Origin of the sequence: Binatus sp. (SeqCode) (assembly GCF_049584895.1) — a bacterium.
Classification (GTDB): domain Bacteria; phylum Desulfobacterota; class Binatia; order Binatales; family Binataceae; genus Binatus.
In genome coordinates, this window is sequence record NZ_JBAUYR010000106.1 from 1 (window position 1) to 16,519 (window position 16,519).

Annotated in this window: 15 protein-coding genes; 9 read left to right on the plus strand and 6 right to left on the minus strand. The window is 59.0% G+C overall.

Translation table 11 applies throughout. The annotated features are described in order from the left end of the window. The 5 genes from WB650_RS18670 to WB650_RS18690 all read left to right on the plus strand — a co-directional run. A partial coding sequence (locus tag WB650_RS18670) for an acyl-CoA dehydrogenase family protein (RefSeq protein ID WP_422301398.1) occupies positions 1-1,241 on the plus strand: 1,241 nt, incomplete at its 5' end. 30 nt (positions 1,242-1,271) lie between these two features. Continuing rightward, positions 1,272-2,276: a phosphotransferase family protein gene (locus WB650_RS18675; RefSeq protein WP_422301400.1), complete on the plus strand. Its 1,005-nt coding sequence runs from the start codon at positions 1,272-1,274 to the stop codon at positions 2,274-2,276. A gap of 27 nt (positions 2,277-2,303) precedes the next feature. Beyond that, the gene (locus WB650_RS18680; protein WP_422301401.1) at positions 2,304-2,660 is read left to right on the plus strand and encodes a DUF6285 domain-containing protein; all 357 of its coding nucleotides are present in this window, start codon (positions 2,304-2,306) and stop codon (positions 2,658-2,660) included. Next, entirely contained in the window at positions 2,645-3,079 is a 435-nt protein-coding gene (locus WB650_RS18685) for a hypothetical protein (protein ID WP_422301403.1), read from the plus strand. The genes WB650_RS18680 and WB650_RS18685 overlap by 16 nt, the downstream gene beginning before the upstream one ends. 48 nt (positions 3,080-3,127) lie before the next feature. Continuing rightward, entirely contained in the window at positions 3,128-3,505 is a 378-nt protein-coding gene (locus WB650_RS18690; protein ID WP_422301405.1) for a YidH family protein, read from the plus strand. A gap of 498 nt (positions 3,506-4,003) precedes the next feature. Here the strand turns inward: WB650_RS18690 and WB650_RS18695 are convergent, their stop codons facing one another. Together WB650_RS18695 and WB650_RS18700 are read right to left on the minus strand one after the other, a co-directional pair. After that, on the minus strand, positions 4,004-5,260 hold the full coding sequence (locus WB650_RS18695; RefSeq protein WP_423961580.1) for a DUF4034 domain-containing protein: 1,257 nt from the start codon (positions 5,258-5,260) through the stop codon (positions 4,004-4,006). Beyond that, positions 5,190-6,005 carry a YbhB/YbcL family Raf kinase inhibitor-like protein gene (locus tag WB650_RS18700; protein WP_423961582.1) on the minus strand — a complete coding sequence of 272 codons (816 nt, stop codon included), beginning with the start codon at positions 6,003-6,005 and terminating at the stop codon, positions 5,190-5,192. The genes WB650_RS18695 and WB650_RS18700 overlap by 71 nt, the downstream gene beginning before the upstream one ends. Before the next feature lie 133 nt (positions 6,006-6,138). Here WB650_RS18700 and WB650_RS18705 point away from each other — a divergent pair, with 133 nt between their 5' ends. From WB650_RS18705 to WB650_RS18715, 3 genes are read left to right on the plus strand one after another with little or no spacing between them, the layout of a single operon-like run. After that, positions 6,139-6,963 carry an FAD binding domain-containing protein gene (locus WB650_RS18705; RefSeq protein WP_422301411.1) on the plus strand — a complete coding sequence of 275 codons (825 nt, stop codon included), beginning with the start codon at positions 6,139-6,141 and terminating at the stop codon, positions 6,961-6,963. Beyond that, a complete protein-coding gene (locus WB650_RS18710) occupies positions 6,960-9,689 on the plus strand; it encodes a molybdopterin-dependent oxidoreductase (RefSeq protein ID WP_423961584.1) in 2,730 nt (909 codons plus the stop codon). The genes WB650_RS18705 and WB650_RS18710 overlap by 4 nt, the downstream gene beginning before the upstream one ends. A 7-nt stretch (positions 9,690-9,696) precedes the next feature. Further along, positions 9,697-11,076: a carbohydrate porin gene (locus WB650_RS18715; RefSeq protein WP_422303350.1), complete on the plus strand. Its 1,380-nt coding sequence runs from the start codon at positions 9,697-9,699 to the stop codon at positions 11,074-11,076. Between the two features lie 9 nt (positions 11,077-11,085). Here the strand turns inward: WB650_RS18715 and WB650_RS18720 are convergent, their stop codons facing one another. Beyond that, the gene (locus WB650_RS18720; RefSeq protein ID WP_422303351.1) at positions 11,086-12,210 is read right to left on the minus strand and encodes a hypothetical protein; all 1,125 of its coding nucleotides are present in this window, start codon (positions 12,208-12,210) and stop codon (positions 11,086-11,088) included. Positions 12,211-12,293: 83 nt separating this feature from the next. Next, positions 12,294-13,256: an antibiotic biosynthesis monooxygenase gene (locus WB650_RS18725; protein ID WP_422303352.1), complete on the minus strand. Its 963-nt coding sequence runs from the start codon at positions 13,254-13,256 to the stop codon at positions 12,294-12,296. Positions 13,257-14,414: 1,158 nt separating this feature from the next. Between WB650_RS18725 and WB650_RS18730 the strand changes: the two genes are divergently transcribed. After that, positions 14,415-15,380: an LLM class flavin-dependent oxidoreductase gene (locus WB650_RS18730; protein ID WP_422306142.1), complete on the plus strand. Its 966-nt coding sequence runs from the start codon at positions 14,415-14,417 to the stop codon at positions 15,378-15,380. A 50-nt stretch (positions 15,381-15,430) separates the two neighbouring features. On the opposite strand, the gene WB650_RS18735 is transcribed toward WB650_RS18730, so the two are convergent. Both WB650_RS18735 and WB650_RS18740 read right to left on the minus strand, forming a co-directional pair. After that, positions 15,431-15,832 (minus strand): hypothetical protein, encoded by a 402-nt coding sequence (locus WB650_RS18735; RefSeq protein ID WP_423961587.1) that lies wholly within the window; start codon positions 15,830-15,832, stop codon positions 15,431-15,433. A 43-nt stretch (positions 15,833-15,875) separates the two neighbouring features. Further along, complete coding sequence (locus WB650_RS18740) at positions 15,876-16,280, minus strand: hypothetical protein (protein WP_422306146.1); 405 nt, start codon at positions 16,278-16,280, stop codon at positions 15,876-15,878. Positions 16,281-16,519: the final 239 nt, after the last annotated feature.

Below are 16,519 nucleotides of genomic sequence, written 5' to 3' on the forward strand. Positions count from 1 at the left end.
ATTTAAAAGAGCTCGACGCGTTCATCGAGAAAGAAATCAAACCGCTCGAGCGCGAGAACGACAACATCCGCTTTTTCGACCATCGTCGCGAATGGGCGCGCACCGACTTCGAGCGTGACGGTCTGCCGCGTCACGAATGGGAAGCCCTGCTCGGCGAGATGCGCCGGCGCGCCGACAAGGCCGGCCACTATCGCTACGCGCTGCCGAAAGAATACGGCGGCAAGGACGGCACCAACCTCGCGATGGCGATCATCCGCGAATACCTCGCGGCCAAGGGCCTCGGCCTGCACAATGATTTGCAGAACGAAAGCTCAATCGTCGGCAATCTGCCGACCGTGCTGATGTTCCGCGACTTCGGCAACGAGCAGCAGAAAAAAGAATTCATTCCAAAGCTGCTCGACGGCTCGATGCGAATCGCGTTCGGACTAACCGAGCCCAATCACGGCTCCGACGCGACCTGGATGGAGACGCGCGGCGTGCGCGACGGCGATCACTGGCGAATCACCGGCGCAAAAATGTGGAACACCGGCCTGCACGTCGCCACCCACGATTTCGTTTTCGCGCGCACCAGCGGCAACGACGGCAGCCCGCGCGGCATCACCTGCTTCATCGTCCCGACCAAAAGCGCGGGCTTCAAGGTTGAGGAGTACTTGTGGACGTTCAACATGCCGACTGACCATCCGCGCGTCTCGCTGACTGACGTCGCGGTTCCCGCCGACTCGATTCTAGGCGATCCGGAAAACGGACTCGCGGTCGCGCAGCATTTCGTCCACGAGAATCGCATCCGGCAGGCGGCCGGCTCGCTGGGCGCGGCCCAATATTGCATCAACGAGAGCGTGAAGTACTCCAAGCAGCGCAAGCCGTTCGGTAAACCGCTCGCGAGCAACCAGGCCGTTCAATGGCCGCTGGTCGAGCTGCACACCGAAGCCGAGATGATTCGAAATCTCATTCACAAGACCGCGTGGCAGATGGATCAGATGTCGAAGCCGGAGGTCGCGCTCAAACTCTCCGACAAGGTCGCGATGTGCAACTATCGCGCGAACCGGCTTGTGTGCGAAGCGGCGGATCGCGCGATGCAGGTGCACGGCGCAATTGGCTACTCGCGGCACAAGCCGTTCGAGCACATTTTCCGGCATCACCGGCGCTACCGCATCACAGAGGGCTCGGAAGAAATCCAGATGCGGCGCGTCGCGCAATACCTGTTCGGATTTTTCAAGGACCGAAAGGTGGCGGAGGAATAGAGCAGTGAAAAACCAGCGCGCGACACAAACATGAGCAGTGAAGATTTCGCCGCGCGCCTGCAAGCGGCAATCGCGCGTCACGTCGGGACGCCGGGAACAATCCACGATCTTCAACGACTGACCGGAGGCGCCAACAAAACCACGTGGTCGTTCGACGCCGACGTCGCGAACACTCGCGCGCAGCTCATTCTGCAACTCGCCAGCCCGCGCGCCAACGACGAGAGCAATCCGCTGGCTGGCGTCTCGCCGCATCTGATCGCAGACGAAGACGCGCGCCTGATGATCGCGGCGGTCAAAGCCGGCGTCCCCGCTCCTCGCGTCCGCGCGATTCTCAAGCCCGACGACGGCCTCGGCGCAGGCTACGTAACCGAGAGAGTCGCTGGCGAGACGCTCGCGACGAAAATCCTGCGCGAAGAGCGCTTCGCCACCGCGCGCGCGTCGATGGCAAAACAGTGCGGCACAATCTTAGCGGCCATCCATCGCATCCCCCTCGCCGAAGTTCCGTTTCTGATGAAGCTGACGCCCGCGGAGCATATCGCGGCCCAGCGGCGCATTATCGAGTTCTACGGATTTCATTCGCCGGCCCTCGAGCTCGGTCTAAAATGGGCGGAGCAGCACGCTCCCCGAAACACCCGCCACACCGTCGTACACGGCGATTTTCGCGCGGGCAATTTCATCATTGGCGAGGAAGGAATCCGCTGCGTGCTGGATTGGGAAATAGGACAGAGCGGCGACCCGATGCAGGATCTCGGCTGGGTATGCGTCAAAACGTGGCGCTTCGGCGGTAAGAAACCGGTCGGCGGCTTCGGCACGCGCGACGACCTGTTCGAAGCCTACGAGAAAGCCAGCGGACACTCCGTCGATCCCGCACACGTGCGCTTCTGGGAGGCCTACGGCAGCGTGCGCTGGGGAATAGGATGCTTCAGCATGGGCACTCGCGGCACCGAAGAAGTGGGAATCGAGCGATGCGCGATCGGTCGCCGAGTCGAGGAGCCGCTGTGGGACTTTCTGAATCTAATCGAAGGCCGTGACTGACTATTCGATTGAGTATAGGACTGACTAATGCCACAAAGCACTCCGAAGGCCACAACTCTGCTCGAGGCAGCCGTCAAATACCTGGAAACCGAACTGATGCCGACGCTCGACGGCTACCATCGTTTCCAGACCCGCGTCACCGTCAACGTGCTTAATACGGTTCGCCGCGAGCTTGAACTGCGCGGCGCGCAGGCGGAAGTCGAGCACGGGCGCCTGGTCGCGATCCTCGGCCACGACGGCGAGGTCGAGGCATTGAGTGTTGAACTTGCGGAAAAGATTCGTGCGGGCGTGATTTCGATCGACGATCCCGCGCTGCGCGCTCACGTACGCCAGTCACTTGCCGATGCGGTCGCGATCAACAATCCCAAATGGCTGACCCGCTGATGGCCGCGGACGTCGTCCGCTGGCCGCGCGACCTTCAGATCTTCGCCGGCCTCTGCGTCGTGTGGTCAGCAGTTCTGCTGGCGCGCGCGCTCTTCAACCTGTCCGCCGGAGGTGTCCCGATCGAGGACGTGATTTTCGGCGTGAAGTTCCATGGCGACCGGGCGCGCGTCACGATGGCTCTGCAAGCGGTCGTCATTGCCGCCTTCGGAATCGGAATCCTGATGCGTCGGAGCTGGGGACTAATCCTCGCGCTGCTCTACATGGCGCAAGTCGTCGCAGGGCACATAATCTTCATCACGTCGAATCTCGGTATCGAGTCCCAGCGCATTCACGTAAAGATCGCATCAATCGAGAGTCCCGTCGTCCTGTTGATCGCGCTGTACGTATTGTACCGGGCCCGCCCGCTCCTGGTCACCTGAGCCCGGGCGTTTCACCAGGACAGCCGCGAGCGAGGACGAATCAAAGCGATGCCGGAGAACCGCAGCGCCTCTCCCAGTGACTACCTGGCCGCGGAACGAACTTTTCTCGCGTGGATCCGGACCGGTCTTGCGCTGATGGGTTTCGGCTTCGTTGTCGCGCGCTTCGGCCTGTTTTTGCGCGAGATCGCGACGACCACCCACTCGCACTCGCCCGAGTCCACCGGCGTCTCGCTCTGGATCGGAACCACGCTTCTGATTGTCGGAGCAGCCGTCAACGTAGCCGCATCGATCAATCACGTCCGCTTAATCAGAAAGCTCAACCGCGGGGAGGATATCGGGCAACCGTCCTCTGTCGCGATCGCAGTGGCGCTGATCCTGGCAACCATTGGATTAGCTCTCGCCGTGTACCTCGTACTGATGAGATAGCGAGGCGCCATGGGGTGCCTGATAGCGACGCCGGCTTAATCGTTACCGGTTCTGTTCTGCCCGCGCTCCCGGTCAAGGAACGTTGATGTGGGCTTGAGCGGCAGGAGCTATTGCTTCTGCTCGCGAGCCCGTCGCCGTGCCCGCCCGATCATAATCGCTGCCACGACCATTAATGTGGTTGCGATCACTGTCTGCAAAATCTGCATAGTCTGGTTCATCGGTGGTCGTTGTGCGCCTCTGATTTATAACGCCATCATCGCTAACGTTGCCGCCAGCGCTTCTTCACTAAAGCATAGGGTCCCGGCGTTCTCCTTGACCCTTATCGGAGCGGCTCTTCAATTGACACTAGACGGTCCTGATGGAAAAGCGACCCGTGACTCAAGCTTGAGACGATCCGGTCGCTCGCGCGGCACGTCAGTTGAATCAAGAAGCTCGACCGCGGCGAGTCCACACTGATCCCGCCCGCTTTTGTGCCGGACCCTATACCCATAGGCCTTTCTAGTGCTGCTCCCTGCTCGCCTTAACAGCCCAGTCGTGAAGCTGATTTGAGTCGGCGTTTGGCGCCTCGAAAACGTTGACAAATTGCAGGTCTGCGAGAACCTCTTTCGGCCTGCCAAGTCGCGCCAGCACGTCGGCGCGCAGAATCAGCAGTTCAGGATCTTGTGGAAACAGTTCGTTGGCACGATTGAAATCCTCGAGTCCTTTCTCAAATGAACTGGAATGCACGTAGCTCTCGCCGCGGATGAAATAGAACCCTGAGTAGTCGCCGCCTTTCTGGATTGCCCGCGTTAAAGTGACGATCGACTGATCTAGTTGACCGCTAATTCCCTGGGTCTCTCCCTCGTCCGCGTCGATGAAGCCAAGCAGCCAATGCAAGAGGGGGTTTTCCTTCACGAAGGCCTGCGACTGTTGAGCGAAGTCTGCCATCGTTTCGTGGTCTCCACCCCAGCGGGGGTATCGGGATTTCATAACCTCCTCCCGGATCACGAAACTGGCGGGCAGCTCTCGAAGCGCGTCGCCTTCCAACGATTGGTGAATCGCGTGATTGCTCTCTCCGCGTGCCTCACCCAGCAGGACGGCGTACGCAATGCTGAGTCTCGGCTTAATCTTCAGCGCCAACCGGGTTTCGGTATCGCTCTGGGCGAAAAATTTGTTCATTTTTTCGAACTGCGCGGCTTGAGTGTCATCCGCAAACGCGGGTCCTCGTGTATGCCAACCTCTCCACGAAAAATAGGAACCCATCGCCATGTGCGCGGCAAATGAATTTGGCCGGGCTATTATCCACTCTTCGATCAGATCGCCGACTGACGGGTCGTCCGTAGCAAACGAATCGAACGCCAGCTTTTCGTTGAGCTCTGCGGCCGGAGTCTTCTCAAACGCCTGCTGGTACTGATCGAATTCCGAATCCAGTCCCGTGAAGTTTTTTTGACGCAAGCTTGCGAGGATTGAAAGTTTGTTAGCGGTAAAGGGTGGGGCAAGCCGCACCAGTGGCGCGAGGTTCGGTGCCAGCGTCTGCGCCCGCAATGACGACCCCACCGTGGTTGCCAGCGCCATGCAGAATGCGGCCAGAATTACGCACTCCTTCATCTTGTCTATGAGTGGGCGGTGCAGGTTTTCGAGCCTGCGAGCCCGGCTATCGCTTCGGTATCCACTTGGGGGTTCGACGTATCGACAACGTCCAAAATCATTGCTGAGACGGTGCAAGTTTCCCTTTCCCGTAGCCTTGATGCCAAACCCCGGAAACATCATTCCCATGGAAGGGCTTTCCAGAAAATGGCGACTCAGACGTGTATATCGCTATAAAGAAGTTGGAAGCTTTAGGATCTCCTAACTGATAAGTGTCGAGGAAGGTCGCGTAGTCGAAATTCGTTATAGGTCCCATCACCGCCGCGAAGTCGATCCTCCTGGTCTGTTCGAACAAGTAGATGCCGTATCGATCCGAAACCACTGGAATGTGGGGCGCGCGATACGGTTGCAGGACTGAGATCTTATCAGTTCCTGGATCGCCGGTGGACTCCATGTAGCCAATGCCGCGGAGTAGATCGCCGGGAATGTTGCCGACCATCCAATGCCGCACGGTGGCGTTCTCGCCAGCAGGGACCGGGTCCGGCCATGATCCGGTGGCGTTCCCGTCGAAGTCCAACATCAACAGGGTGTAGAGCCTGGTCGGGTCCGCGCCTTTCCATCGGACCATCGGAGCGGTGGGTATGTCCGATTGCAAAAATAAATTTCCGCAACTCACCGCACCATTGTAATGATGATCAGTGACCGCGAAGGTCAGCTCGATTGGCGGCGTCGAGCAGGCATAGTCCAATTCTCTTGCGGAAGCGCGATGAGTGATTCCGATCAGCGCGCAAAGAACAACGGTTGCTAGTAGCGATGCTTGCCTGTTCATCTGAGTTGCGGGCGACTGCGATTCCCTGTGATAATCATCTCGATTCTGGAGCGAATCCTCTGTCGCATCAACCGTTGGACCTCTCCGACTGTTTCTGAGCTTCATTCTCGCTTCCTCAATCGCGCCTCGTTGATTGCGACGACAGGGCGCTGTACTTAAAGATGACGCGCCGTCAACTCACTGGGACTAAATCCTGACAGGAAGTTAGCGCGCTCGAAACGGCCTTAGAGGGGATTGCGTGGATTTAAACACCATCGGGGAGATTGCGCGTCCGAAACCTGGCGACGGAATGATCGATTGGCGCGACGGCGACGCATGGCTCGCCGGAGGCACGTGGCTGTTCTCGGAGCCGCAGCCGCAATTGCGCCGGCTGATCGATCTGCACGGCCTCGGTTGGGCGCCATTGACCGTGAGCGCTCGAGGCCTGGAAATAGCGGCGACTTGCGAGATTGCCAAGCTGGTAGAGTTATCCGCGCCCGCGGATTGGACCGCAGCGCCGCTGATTGGCGAGTGCTGCCGCGCCTTTCTCTCGTCATTCAAAATCTGGAACACGGCAACCGTCGGCGGCAACGTATGCATGTCGTTGCCGGCGGGTCCGATGATTTCATTAACGGTCGCGCTCGAAGGCATCTGCAGGATTCTGAATCGCGACGGCAGCGAGCGACGCCTGCCGGTCGAGGACTTCGTCACCGGCAACCATAAGAACGTGTTGCAGCCGGGCGATTTGCTCAGAACTATCGAGTTGCCGGCTTCGGCGTTGCGCAAGCGGGCGAGCTTCCGCCGAATGTCGCTGACACACCTCGGGCGATCGAGTGCGCTACTGGCCGGGACGCTCGATCCGCGCGACGGAGTCTTCATGCTGATGGTCTCCGCGTCGACCGAGCGGCCGCATCGGCTCCAGTTTACGAAACTTCCCAATCCCGGCGATCTGCGCGCGCGCCTCGAGCGCGAAATTCCGAAATTTTTCGACGACGTTCATGGCACGCCGGAGTATCGCCGCCACATGACTTTTCATTTCGCCGAAGAGATCAGGCGCGAACTATCGGGCAAGGTGCAGTCGTGAGTTACCTGGTCAACGGCAAAACTTTCTCGGAAGAGCCGCGCCCGGGACAGTGCCTGCGAACTTTCCTGCGCGAGATGGGATGGTTCGGGGTCAAGAAAGGTTGCGACGCGGGCGATTGCGGCGCGTGCACGGTGTGGCTCGACGGAGTCCCGGTTCATAGCTGTCTGATTCCTGCCTTTCGCGCCGACGGTCATAAGGTCACGACTATCGAAGGCCTCGCACAGAATGGCGATCTGCATCCGATGCAAAACGCGTTCATGCAGGCGGCGGGCTTTCAGTGCGGTTTCTGCACGGCCGGCATGATCATGACCGCAGCGACGTTGAGCGAAAAACAGATTGAGAACCTGCCGCGGTACCTTAAGGGCAATCTTTGTCGATGCACCGGATATCACTCGATCGAAAACGCGATTCACGGCGTCACGTCGATCGAGGAAGATCAGCCGGGTAATTCTTGCGGCGCTGGACTGCTGGCGCCCGCTGCCGAAGCTATCGTAACCGGCAAGGTCCGCTACACCCTCGACACTGCGATGGACGGCATGCTGCATCTGAAACTGCTCAGGTCGCCGCACGCCCATGCGCGCATCAAGGCGATACGCAAGGATGCCGCCCTGGCGGTTGCGGGCGTCCGCGGCGTTTACACCTGGGAAGACGTTCCGCGGATACTGTACACGTCCGCGACGCACGATGACTATCACGTAGATCCCAATGACACTTACCTGCTCGACAACGTCGTGCGGTTTGTCGGGCAACGGGTCGCGGCAGTCGTCGCGGAAACCGAAGGCGCGGCGGAAGAAGGGTGCCGCAAGATCGAAATCGATTACGAGATACTGCCCGCGGTGTTTGATCCCGAAGAAGCCATGAGCAAGGGCGCGCCCGTCATTCACGACAAGGGCGCGGAGTCACGCATCCGGCGCCCCGGACAGAATATCCTGCTCGAAATTCACGGCAACGTCGGCGACGTCGAGACCGGCTTCAAAGCGGCCGACGTAATCCACGAGGCCAGCTACACCACGCATCGCGTCCAACACGCGCATCTCGAAACGCATTGCTCGATTACATGGCTCGACAACGGTCGCCTCAACGTTCGCACCAGCAGCCAGACGCCGCACATCACCAAGCAAAAGCTTTGTTACATCTTCGACCTGATGCCCGAGAGCGTTCGGGTCTTTTGCGAGCGCGTGGGCGGCGGCTTCGGCGGCAAGCAGGAGGTGCTGACCGAGGACATCTGCGCGTTCGCCACTTTGAAGACCGGCCGTCCGGTGATGATCGAATTCACTCGCGAAGAGGAATTTATCGCGGCGACCACGCGCCATCCGATGAACGTCAGGATGAAGGTCGGCGCCAGGCGCGACGGCACTCTGACGGCGATGGAGGTGCGGGTCGTTTCCAATACCGGCGCCTACGGCAATCACGGCGGCGAAACTTTGTACGCGGCGTGCGGCGAGGCGGTCGCGGTCTACAAATGCGCCAACAAGAAAGTCGACGGTTACACGGTTTACACCAACATGGTGCCGGCCGGCGCGATTCGCGGCTACGGAATGACGCAGACGATTTTCGCGGTCGAGTGCGCGATGGACGAACTCGCGCGCAGCCTCAAGATGGACCCGTACGAATTTCGCCGCATCAATGTCGTCAAGCCGGACGATCAGATGATTGCCGAGAGCACCGACGCGACCGACACCGAGTTCGGCAGCTACGGCCTCGATCAGTGTATCGACCTGGTGGAGACGGCAATGAAGCGCGGCAACGGCGTCAAGCGTCCGCCGGGGGCGGACTGGCTCGAAGGTCAAGGCATGGCGATTTCGATGCATGGATCGGTGCCGCCGACGGAGCATCGTTCGGAAGCGCGGATCGCCCTCGGCGAGGACGGCAACTATCACCTCGCGATCGGCACCGCCGAATTCGGCAACGGGACGACGACGGTTCATCAGCAAATCGTGTCGAGCGTGCTCAACAGCACTGCGTCGCGCGTGCGGGTGGTCCAATCCGACACCGACAAAACCGGCTATGACACCGGAGCGTTTGCCAGCGCGGGCACCGTTGTGTCTGGGAACGCAGTGCGGCTCGCGGCCGAAGCGCTGCGAGACAGGATGCTGACCTTCGCTTCCAAAAACTACGCCGTCGGCCGTGACGCCTGCCGGATCGAGCACGACGCCATCTTCTACAACGACACGCGCGTTCCGCTGGCGGATTTTTTCGCGGCGTCGCGCCAGGCTGGACGTCAGCTCGAAACTGTGCGCAAGGCCTACGGCACTCCGCGCAGCGTCACGTTCCAAGTGCAGGCATTTCGCATCGCAGTTAATCGCATCACCGGCGAGATCGTCATTCTGCAGAGCGTCCACGGCTGTGACGGCGGCGTGATCATCAATCCGATGCAGTGTCGCGCGCAGGTTGAGGGCGCGGTCGCGCAGGGAGTCGGCTGGACGCTTCAGGAAAAGATGGTCTTCGACGAGACCGGCCGCATGATCAATCCGACCTTTCGCAACTATCGCATTCCGGCATATGCCGACGTGCTCGAGCGCACCGAGATCTACTTCGCCGACACGCACGACGCGTTCGGTCCGCTCGGCGCCAAGTCGATGAGCGAGGCGCCGATCTATCCAATCGCGCCGGCGCTCGCCAACGCGCTGACCAACGCCACCGGCATCCGCTTCCACGATTCATCGCTTACACCCGATCGCATTTACCGGCGGATTTTCGAGAGTACTGAGAAGAAGAGCGCGTGAGTGTCAGATGAAGCGGTATCTCAGCCGGCGTGTTCTCGCCACGGCGGCGATGCTGTGCGCGATCGGCGTGCTGTCGTCATTGCCGAATGATGTGTCCTGCGCCGACCCTGTCCCGCAGCCTGTTTCGTCATTGACTCCGTCGGCTTCCAGCACGCCGTCGTCGCCGATCGCACAAGTGCTAAGCGCGAACGTCCAGCCGATCAGTGCGAACCCCGGCGCCTCGAACCTCATTCCCGGCACAGGTTTGCTCGGTCATCTGATCGGACTCGAGCACCTTCCGGGCGTTCGCGTCGGCGGTTTGTGGATCGGCAACGCCGACTACCTGTTCACCGGCGGAGTGAAGCCGCGGACGTGGGGCTTCAACAGCGCGCTCTTTCTGAACTTGAACATCGACTTGCAAAAGCTGGCGAGCATTCCCGGCGCTTCGATGGACGCGGAACTGATGCAATTCAACGGCGAGGACAGCAACGGCAAGGCCGGTGTCATCACCGCATACGACGGCTTGTCAGGACCGAAGCCGTTCGTTCGCACCGAACTGTACGAGCTTTGGTGGCGGCAGACTCTGTTCGCCGACAAGCTCATCATTCGAGCCGGCAAGACTACGCCGACCGCCGACTTCAACAACGTCATTCGCGCGGTTCCCACCTCGGACACCAGTCTCCAGGTTCCTGCCGTCTCGGGACTCATCTACACCCCGATCTTCAAAAACCCGACGCTGATTGGCGTCTCCCCAGGATACTACAACACTGCGTATGGAATCACCGCGAATTTCGCGCCGACCAGGAATTTCTATCTTACTTACGCCTTCTATGACGGCGCGTTGGGTACAGGCATACAGACCGGCCTGCGCGAGGGCCCGGTCTTCAATGGACACTATTTCACGATCGGCGAGGCCGGCTACGCCTGGACTTTCGGTGAGCACAAATTGATCGGAATAATGGCCGCAGGCGGATGGGCGCAAACCGGCGAACTGTACGCTCCCGGAACCAGTCAAAATGGATCCGAGGGCTTCTACACGTTCGGATCGCAGCGTCTATGGAGGCGTCACGAAGGCATCGACAATAGCGGCATCTCGGGCTTCTTCCAGTTCGGCATCAACGACTCGCGCACGATGATCGCCAACGAATATTTCGGCGCCGGATTCACCGGCTTCGGCCTGGTTCCACACCGGCCGGTGGATTCAATCGGCACCGGCCTCGCGTGGTCATGGCTGAATCGTGCATACGGCTTCCGCAGCAACGAGGCCATCATCCAGACCTACTATCAGATGCATCTGATAAGTACGTCATTCTTCGAACCCGTCCTCAGCTACATCCCCAATCCCGGCGAGAGTCGTCGCACGCAAGGCGCCGTCGCGATGACCGCGCAGGTCACGGTCCTGTTCTAGACCCGACGCCTACTTGATCTCCTGGATGGTCGCCGGACCTTCGCCCTGGCTTGGATCGATTCTGAAGGGCCACTCGTTGGAATGGAACGGCACCGCGGGCGGCAGGAACACCGGTATGCCATATTTCTTATCTTCTTCTGCTATCGCCGTGCGCCCATCACCACCCATCAGCTCGTAATCCATCAGATAGTAGTTACCGAAAAACACCTGACCTACCGAGCGATCGGCGACCGTCCGAATGAGCACGTCCAACATCTGATCGGGAGTGGTGACGAACTGCGACGTCTCGAACAGGAACAGGCGCGTATTCATCGCGTCCTTGCCGAAGAACTGCGCCATCGTGCTGAAGATGACGTTATTCTGACGCGCGACGTAGAGTGTATTACTGACACCGTAAGTCTTGTCCCAATCCGGACCCAGCATCTCCTTCCAACCCTTGAGCACTCCCATCCAGTGCTCGACCTGGGTTGATGCGCCCAGCCAGACATTGCGCGCCAGGAAAGGTTTCACTTGGTTTGCGTATTGCTGGATGTCCGCGAACGTATAGCTGCCGTTGCTGAGGCACGCGTCCATGAACTTGTTATTGCTCGAGAGGATTTTGCGTTGATTCTCACGCGCGTCGGTATCCAGATCGAGCGCGTCAAGGCTGTCGATTGCGCTCTGACTGGTCGTGCGAAAAGCGCGCATCGGGCCGACCCACGATTGGTCGGAAACGGTGCCGAGGTGAGATCCCACTAGCTCGAACAGCGCCAGGGCCGAGTGTCCCACGGACTTATAGATCTGGTAGCGAATCGGAACTTGCGGAGCTTCCAACGGAGCCTTGCCCGGCCGATAGAGCGTGAGCTTGCCGCCCTGGTTGCTGAACAGACCCATGATCACAGGGTGCTCGGCGAGGAAATTTTTCTGAAATTTCGCCTGCGCCTCGTCGTACAGACCGAACATTGCGATGTCGAGGGCGAGCACATTTTGTTCGGCGACCTGCGACTTCGACGCGGGCGCGCCCTTGCCGACGATCACATCCATGTAGTCGGGCAGGTCGCCTCCGCTTTGGGCGTTGGCGCGAGCACAGACCGCGAAGTTGACAACCAGTGAACTTACGAGCAGGACCGAAAAGCGAAATTTAGTTTTGCGCATCGATATTTCATACAGTGAAAACCGGCGAGTTCACAACCGAACGCCGTAATAAATGTTACGCCGGTGACAAATTTCAAAATCGTTCACAGCACCTGGAATATAAGAACGAAGAGGATCAGCCCGATCGCGACCGTCGACAAGCCGAGCGCCTCCTTTTTCCAGTCGCGCGTCGGAGCCTCGAGCCAGAAACTCAGAAATTGGCTCACCCGTGGCATGACCAGGTACGTAAGCAGGCTCACCGAAAGAAAATTGCCAATCAGCATCGATTCAGCGAGCGACAAATTGTGCCAAAGTGGATTGAGAAACGTCAGAACCATCACCGTCGGATAAAGCGCGAACAGTACCGCCAACGCCTGCTTCCATCGTGGCGGTACGCCGACCGTCGCGCCGGGCTCGCGATTCAGCGCGAACCACCCCTCGAGCCCAGTCAACGGATGCGCGTGCATGCTCTCGACGATCGGCTCGAGTTCCTTGAGCAGCGACTGCCGCTCTTCCGATTCCATCCAACGATTGAGATCGTCGACGCTGCGGTAGCGCACGATATCCACCCACTCGTTCTGAAACGTGCCGTGCGGCCTGAAAAATTCCGTCGCGAGATAGCCGGGGTAATGCGCTTGCGCTGCGATCGCCTTGCGCCGCCACTCGAGATAGTCCTCGACTTTGCCCTTGGCGACGCGATGCGTGAAAACCATCGCGACCGGCGGCTCGGCGTTGTCGTCGCTGGCGAGCAGCAACAAATGCGGCGGCTCGGAGAGACAGGCCTCGATTCGCGCCGCTAGCTCCGCATGTTCCCGACTGTCCAGCCATCGCCTCATCGCGTCGTTGGATTCGAGACGAAAAATCGCCACCCACTCCGCCTGCATTCCAGGTATTGGGCCAAGGACTTCCGTGCCGACGAAGCCGGGGAACTTTCGCGCCGCATCAGTAATAGCAGTCTGCGCCCTTTGGTATTCATCGGCTTTGTCAGCGCGCACCAGGTGAGATGCGATCGCGGTGGCAGGCTGCGGAACGTGCGCGTCGCCCCGAACGGTCGAGTCAGCAATCATAGAAACCCCCATTTGGTGACGCTGGTGCTGTCAAGCATCCAGTTATTCCAGAAACCCCGCTCACCCAATCGTCACGCCACTAGCCCGTCGACGCATTCCACGCTAGCGCCATTTGCTTCCTCTATGCCACCCCACTTTGTCATAGGGATTTCTTCGCCGGTGGCCCGGCGGACGATATTGACGTCGTACCTGACGAACTCGCCATGAGCTGCTCGCTCAATCGCTTCCTTGAGCCGTCGCGGTGCTTCGGGAGAGCTTTGCCACCAGCGCACCTTGCGGTGGCAGCTGGAGGTATCGATTCCCAACGGCAAGACGATACTGCCAGGCATGCCGAGAGAATGCCTCACCGAGCAGACCTATTCGCCGGGTGATGGCGGGATCGTGCTCTCCACCTTCCGCACTCTTCGCATTCGGACGACTTCGGCCACATGGACGACGAAGGATATCTTTATTTTCAGAGACGCGGCGACGACGTAATAAAGAGATCGGGTTACCGGATTGGGCCTCCGGAGATTGAGGCGAAGATCATGGAGTACAAGTCGGTCGCTTCGTGCGCTGCGATTGGCGTACCGGACGCGCCGGTAAGGACTAGGGGCGTCGTCGCTGAATCCAGCGCCCCGATTTTTCTGAGTTTTCGCGGAGTAGGACATCGCGTTCCGACAGATCGTGAGTACTGATTCACGATTTATCGTGCCACTCGCGATAATCGCGAGAGCTATGGAAAGCACGACAACTCCGACATTCGAAAGCCCAACATTTCAAACTCTTTTTAAGAGGGCTCCAATGTCCGATCCATCGAGGGCTGGCATATGCCTTGCTGTTCTTCAGCACTCCCAATGCTCCGATGACGAACTGAATGTCAAATGAGTGGAGGGTGTGATTGTAGTCAACGCAAAATGCGCTGCGACGATTAGGGGTGCGCGGTCGCATGATGCAGACACCGCTCACACCCGACCGGGTATGGCAATTCATTCAGACCAGGAGCAACTGAGTCGAAACAAAGGTCTAGTACCGCATTGGTAGGGGAGCAGTAAAATGGTTCCTCAGGCGTGCAACCTACAATGCATATGCAGGCGGAGTTAGCCGCCTGAGAGGAAGTGGATGAGGCGTCAGAGTAAGCGGAAATGGGCTGTCCTCCTGGGCGGCGAGAATCTTTCGATGCAGGATCTGATCTCGTACGCGAGGATGGCGCAAGACGCAGGTGCAGATAGCGTCTGGTCGTGCGAGCTTTGGCGTGACGGGTTCGTGCCGCTGGCGGCGATGGCCGCAGCAGCACCGAATTTGCGGGTAGGAACCGGAGTCGCTCACTTCGCTCGGCCACCGATGCTCACCGAGATGAGCGCTATGTCCATGGCTGAGTACACGCAAGGGAAATTCGTGCTGGGACTCGGGACAGCACCCAAAGTCTGGAATGAGAACTGGCATGGCATGGAGTATCGAAAGCCCGTCACACGCATGCGAGAGTACATCGAATGCATTCGGACAATGTGGATGTCCACACCGACACGCCCGGTTAGCTATAATGGCGAGTTTTACAACATAAAAGACTACCGTCGATTTATCCCGGCCGCCTACGATCGTATTCCGATTTTTCTGGCGGCGGTGCAGCCGGGAATGCTGAAGCTGGCCGGCACTCATGCCGACGGCATCATCGTAAACACACTGAACACCGTGAAATACCTGACTGAGGTCGTGCACCCAAATCTCAAGCGCGGCCTGGATTCATCGGGACGTTCTCTGGAAGATGTTGAAATCTGCGCTATTAAGTGCTGCGCGGTGAACAAGGATGCTCGTCAGGCGCGTCAGCTCAGCCGCCACATTATAGCGTTCTACGCAACCCTGCCGTATTTCGACATTGTCCTCGACCCGATGGGATTTACCGAAGCGAAGCTAGCGATACAAGACGCGATGAGTCGCGGCGACATCCCGGCGATGCTTGCCGCTGTAACCGAGGAAATGATTGACGCTTTGGTATTGGCCGGCACGCCAGACGACGTGCGTCGCCAACTGCGGGCGTTTGATGGACTGTTTGAGACCACACTTCTGTTTTGCCCATTTTTCGCGGTCGAACCCGATGTAACCCGAGCTAATCATGAAGCGATGATCGAGGCATTCGCCGAATGATTCAGGCCGGACGTCCTTGAAGTCCCTTGGCTCAACGCGTGATGCCCCGCTCAAGGCATATCGCCGTCGCTCTGATGGTCGATGAGGTCCGCACAAGGCTCGAAACACTTCGGAGATTTCCCGTTCTCGAGGGCGACGGCCTTTGCAGCGTCGGATAACTCAGTGGCCGCGGCGCTAGAGTCCACAAAGGCCTCCCGGTATCGATCGATGTTTTCGACGCTCGAATCGCGCTCGACGTCCTTCTTCGCACTCAGGTAGGCCGCGTCGTATCGCCTGGCCCGGGCGCATACCTCGAGCACGTACTTGCATTTCGCTTCCGTGCTGGGCAACTGCGCGATATGCTGCCCCGCTTCTCCCGCGGCACTGACACAGCCACCAGGTGCAACGATTTCCACCAGTCCTAGTACCACCGCGCAAGCGATGACAGCACGCTGCAACCCGTTCTTCGCCATCAATTAGACTCCTCGCGACCGCCAGCAGCGACCAGTCGTCTGCTCACGACCCGGAACCGGCTAACGCTGTCGGCGTGGTCATCATAGCGCCCGGTAACGATGACGTGTCGGCCCCAACCTGAGGTCGTATCTTAATGTCCATTATGCGCAGCTGCTGAAGACCTACGCGGATGGTCCCGGTAATTTCGATGTGCTCACCCGGCTTGGCCCAATCGAGCTGACGAAGCTCGTCTTCAGGGCCTTGGAGTATGAAATTCGGGTAATAGGGCGCAACGTCGGCCAGAATGTCTGACGGGTCTTCTTCTCCGGCTAACACCCGCAATCGTTGCAGTTGGAGATGATAGATTTTTGTTCCGTAGCCCAAGGTGACGTCAGTGGTGCCGCGGTGGGGCTGCCACGTTCCGAGATAACCGATGAGCCTGATATTCACGATCTCAGGTACCGACATGTGCACCGGCCACTGCGCCTGCACAGGTCCGGAGCAAAGCATCATAAGAGCTGCGCACTTGCTGACTCTCAACAGTTCCCGACTGCGGATTGCGATCCAGCTAGAGAACATGGGTCACCGGCGGACAAGGATTAAAGAATATTAACTTCCGAGAAGTTTCGGAGCAATCTGTGTGCCTAAGCCGACTCACATCGGCGATTGCTAGCCGCATCGAAGCATCGAGAATCCATAGGGGCGGA

What these genes read in the sequence shown, in the direction of transcription:
- WB650_RS18675 (WP_422301400.1), top strand. Translation starts at nt 1,272, where the DNA reads ATGAGCAGTGAAGATTTCGCCGCGCGCCTGCAAGCGGCAATCGCGCGT.
- WB650_RS18680 (WP_422301401.1), top strand. Translation starts at nt 2,304, where the DNA reads ATGCCACAAAGCACTCCGAAGGCCACAACTCTGCTCGAGGCAGCCGTC.
- WB650_RS18685 (WP_422301403.1), top strand. Translation starts at nt 2,645, where the DNA reads ATGGCTGACCCGCTGATGGCCGCGGACGTCGTCCGCTGGCCGCGCGAC.
- WB650_RS18690 (WP_422301405.1), top strand. Translation starts at nt 3,128, where the DNA reads ATGCCGGAGAACCGCAGCGCCTCTCCCAGTGACTACCTGGCCGCGGAA.
- WB650_RS18695 (WP_423961580.1), bottom strand. Translation starts at nt 5,260, where the DNA reads ATGGGAATGATGTTTCCGGGGTTTGGCATCAAGGCTACGGGAAAGGGA.
- WB650_RS18700 (WP_423961582.1), bottom strand. Translation starts at nt 6,005, where the DNA reads ATGAAGCTCAGAAACAGTCGGAGAGGTCCAACGGTTGATGCGACAGAG.
- WB650_RS18715 (WP_422303350.1), top strand. Translation starts at nt 9,697, where the DNA reads ATGAAGCGGTATCTCAGCCGGCGTGTTCTCGCCACGGCGGCGATGCTG.
- WB650_RS18720 (WP_422303351.1), bottom strand. Translation starts at nt 12,210, where the DNA reads ATGCGCAAAACTAAATTTCGCTTTTCGGTCCTGCTCGTAAGTTCACTG.
- WB650_RS18725 (WP_422303352.1), bottom strand. Translation starts at nt 13,256, where the DNA reads ATGATTGCTGACTCGACCGTTCGGGGCGACGCGCACGTTCCGCAGCCT.
- WB650_RS18730 (WP_422306142.1), top strand. Translation starts at nt 14,415, where the DNA reads ATGCAGGATCTGATCTCGTACGCGAGGATGGCGCAAGACGCAGGTGCA.
- WB650_RS18735 (WP_423961587.1), bottom strand. Translation starts at nt 15,832, where the DNA reads ATGGCGAAGAACGGGTTGCAGCGTGCTGTCATCGCTTGCGCGGTGGTA.
- WB650_RS18740 (WP_422306146.1), bottom strand. Translation starts at nt 16,280, where the DNA reads ATGTCGGTACCTGAGATCGTGAATATCAGGCTCATCGGTTATCTCGGA.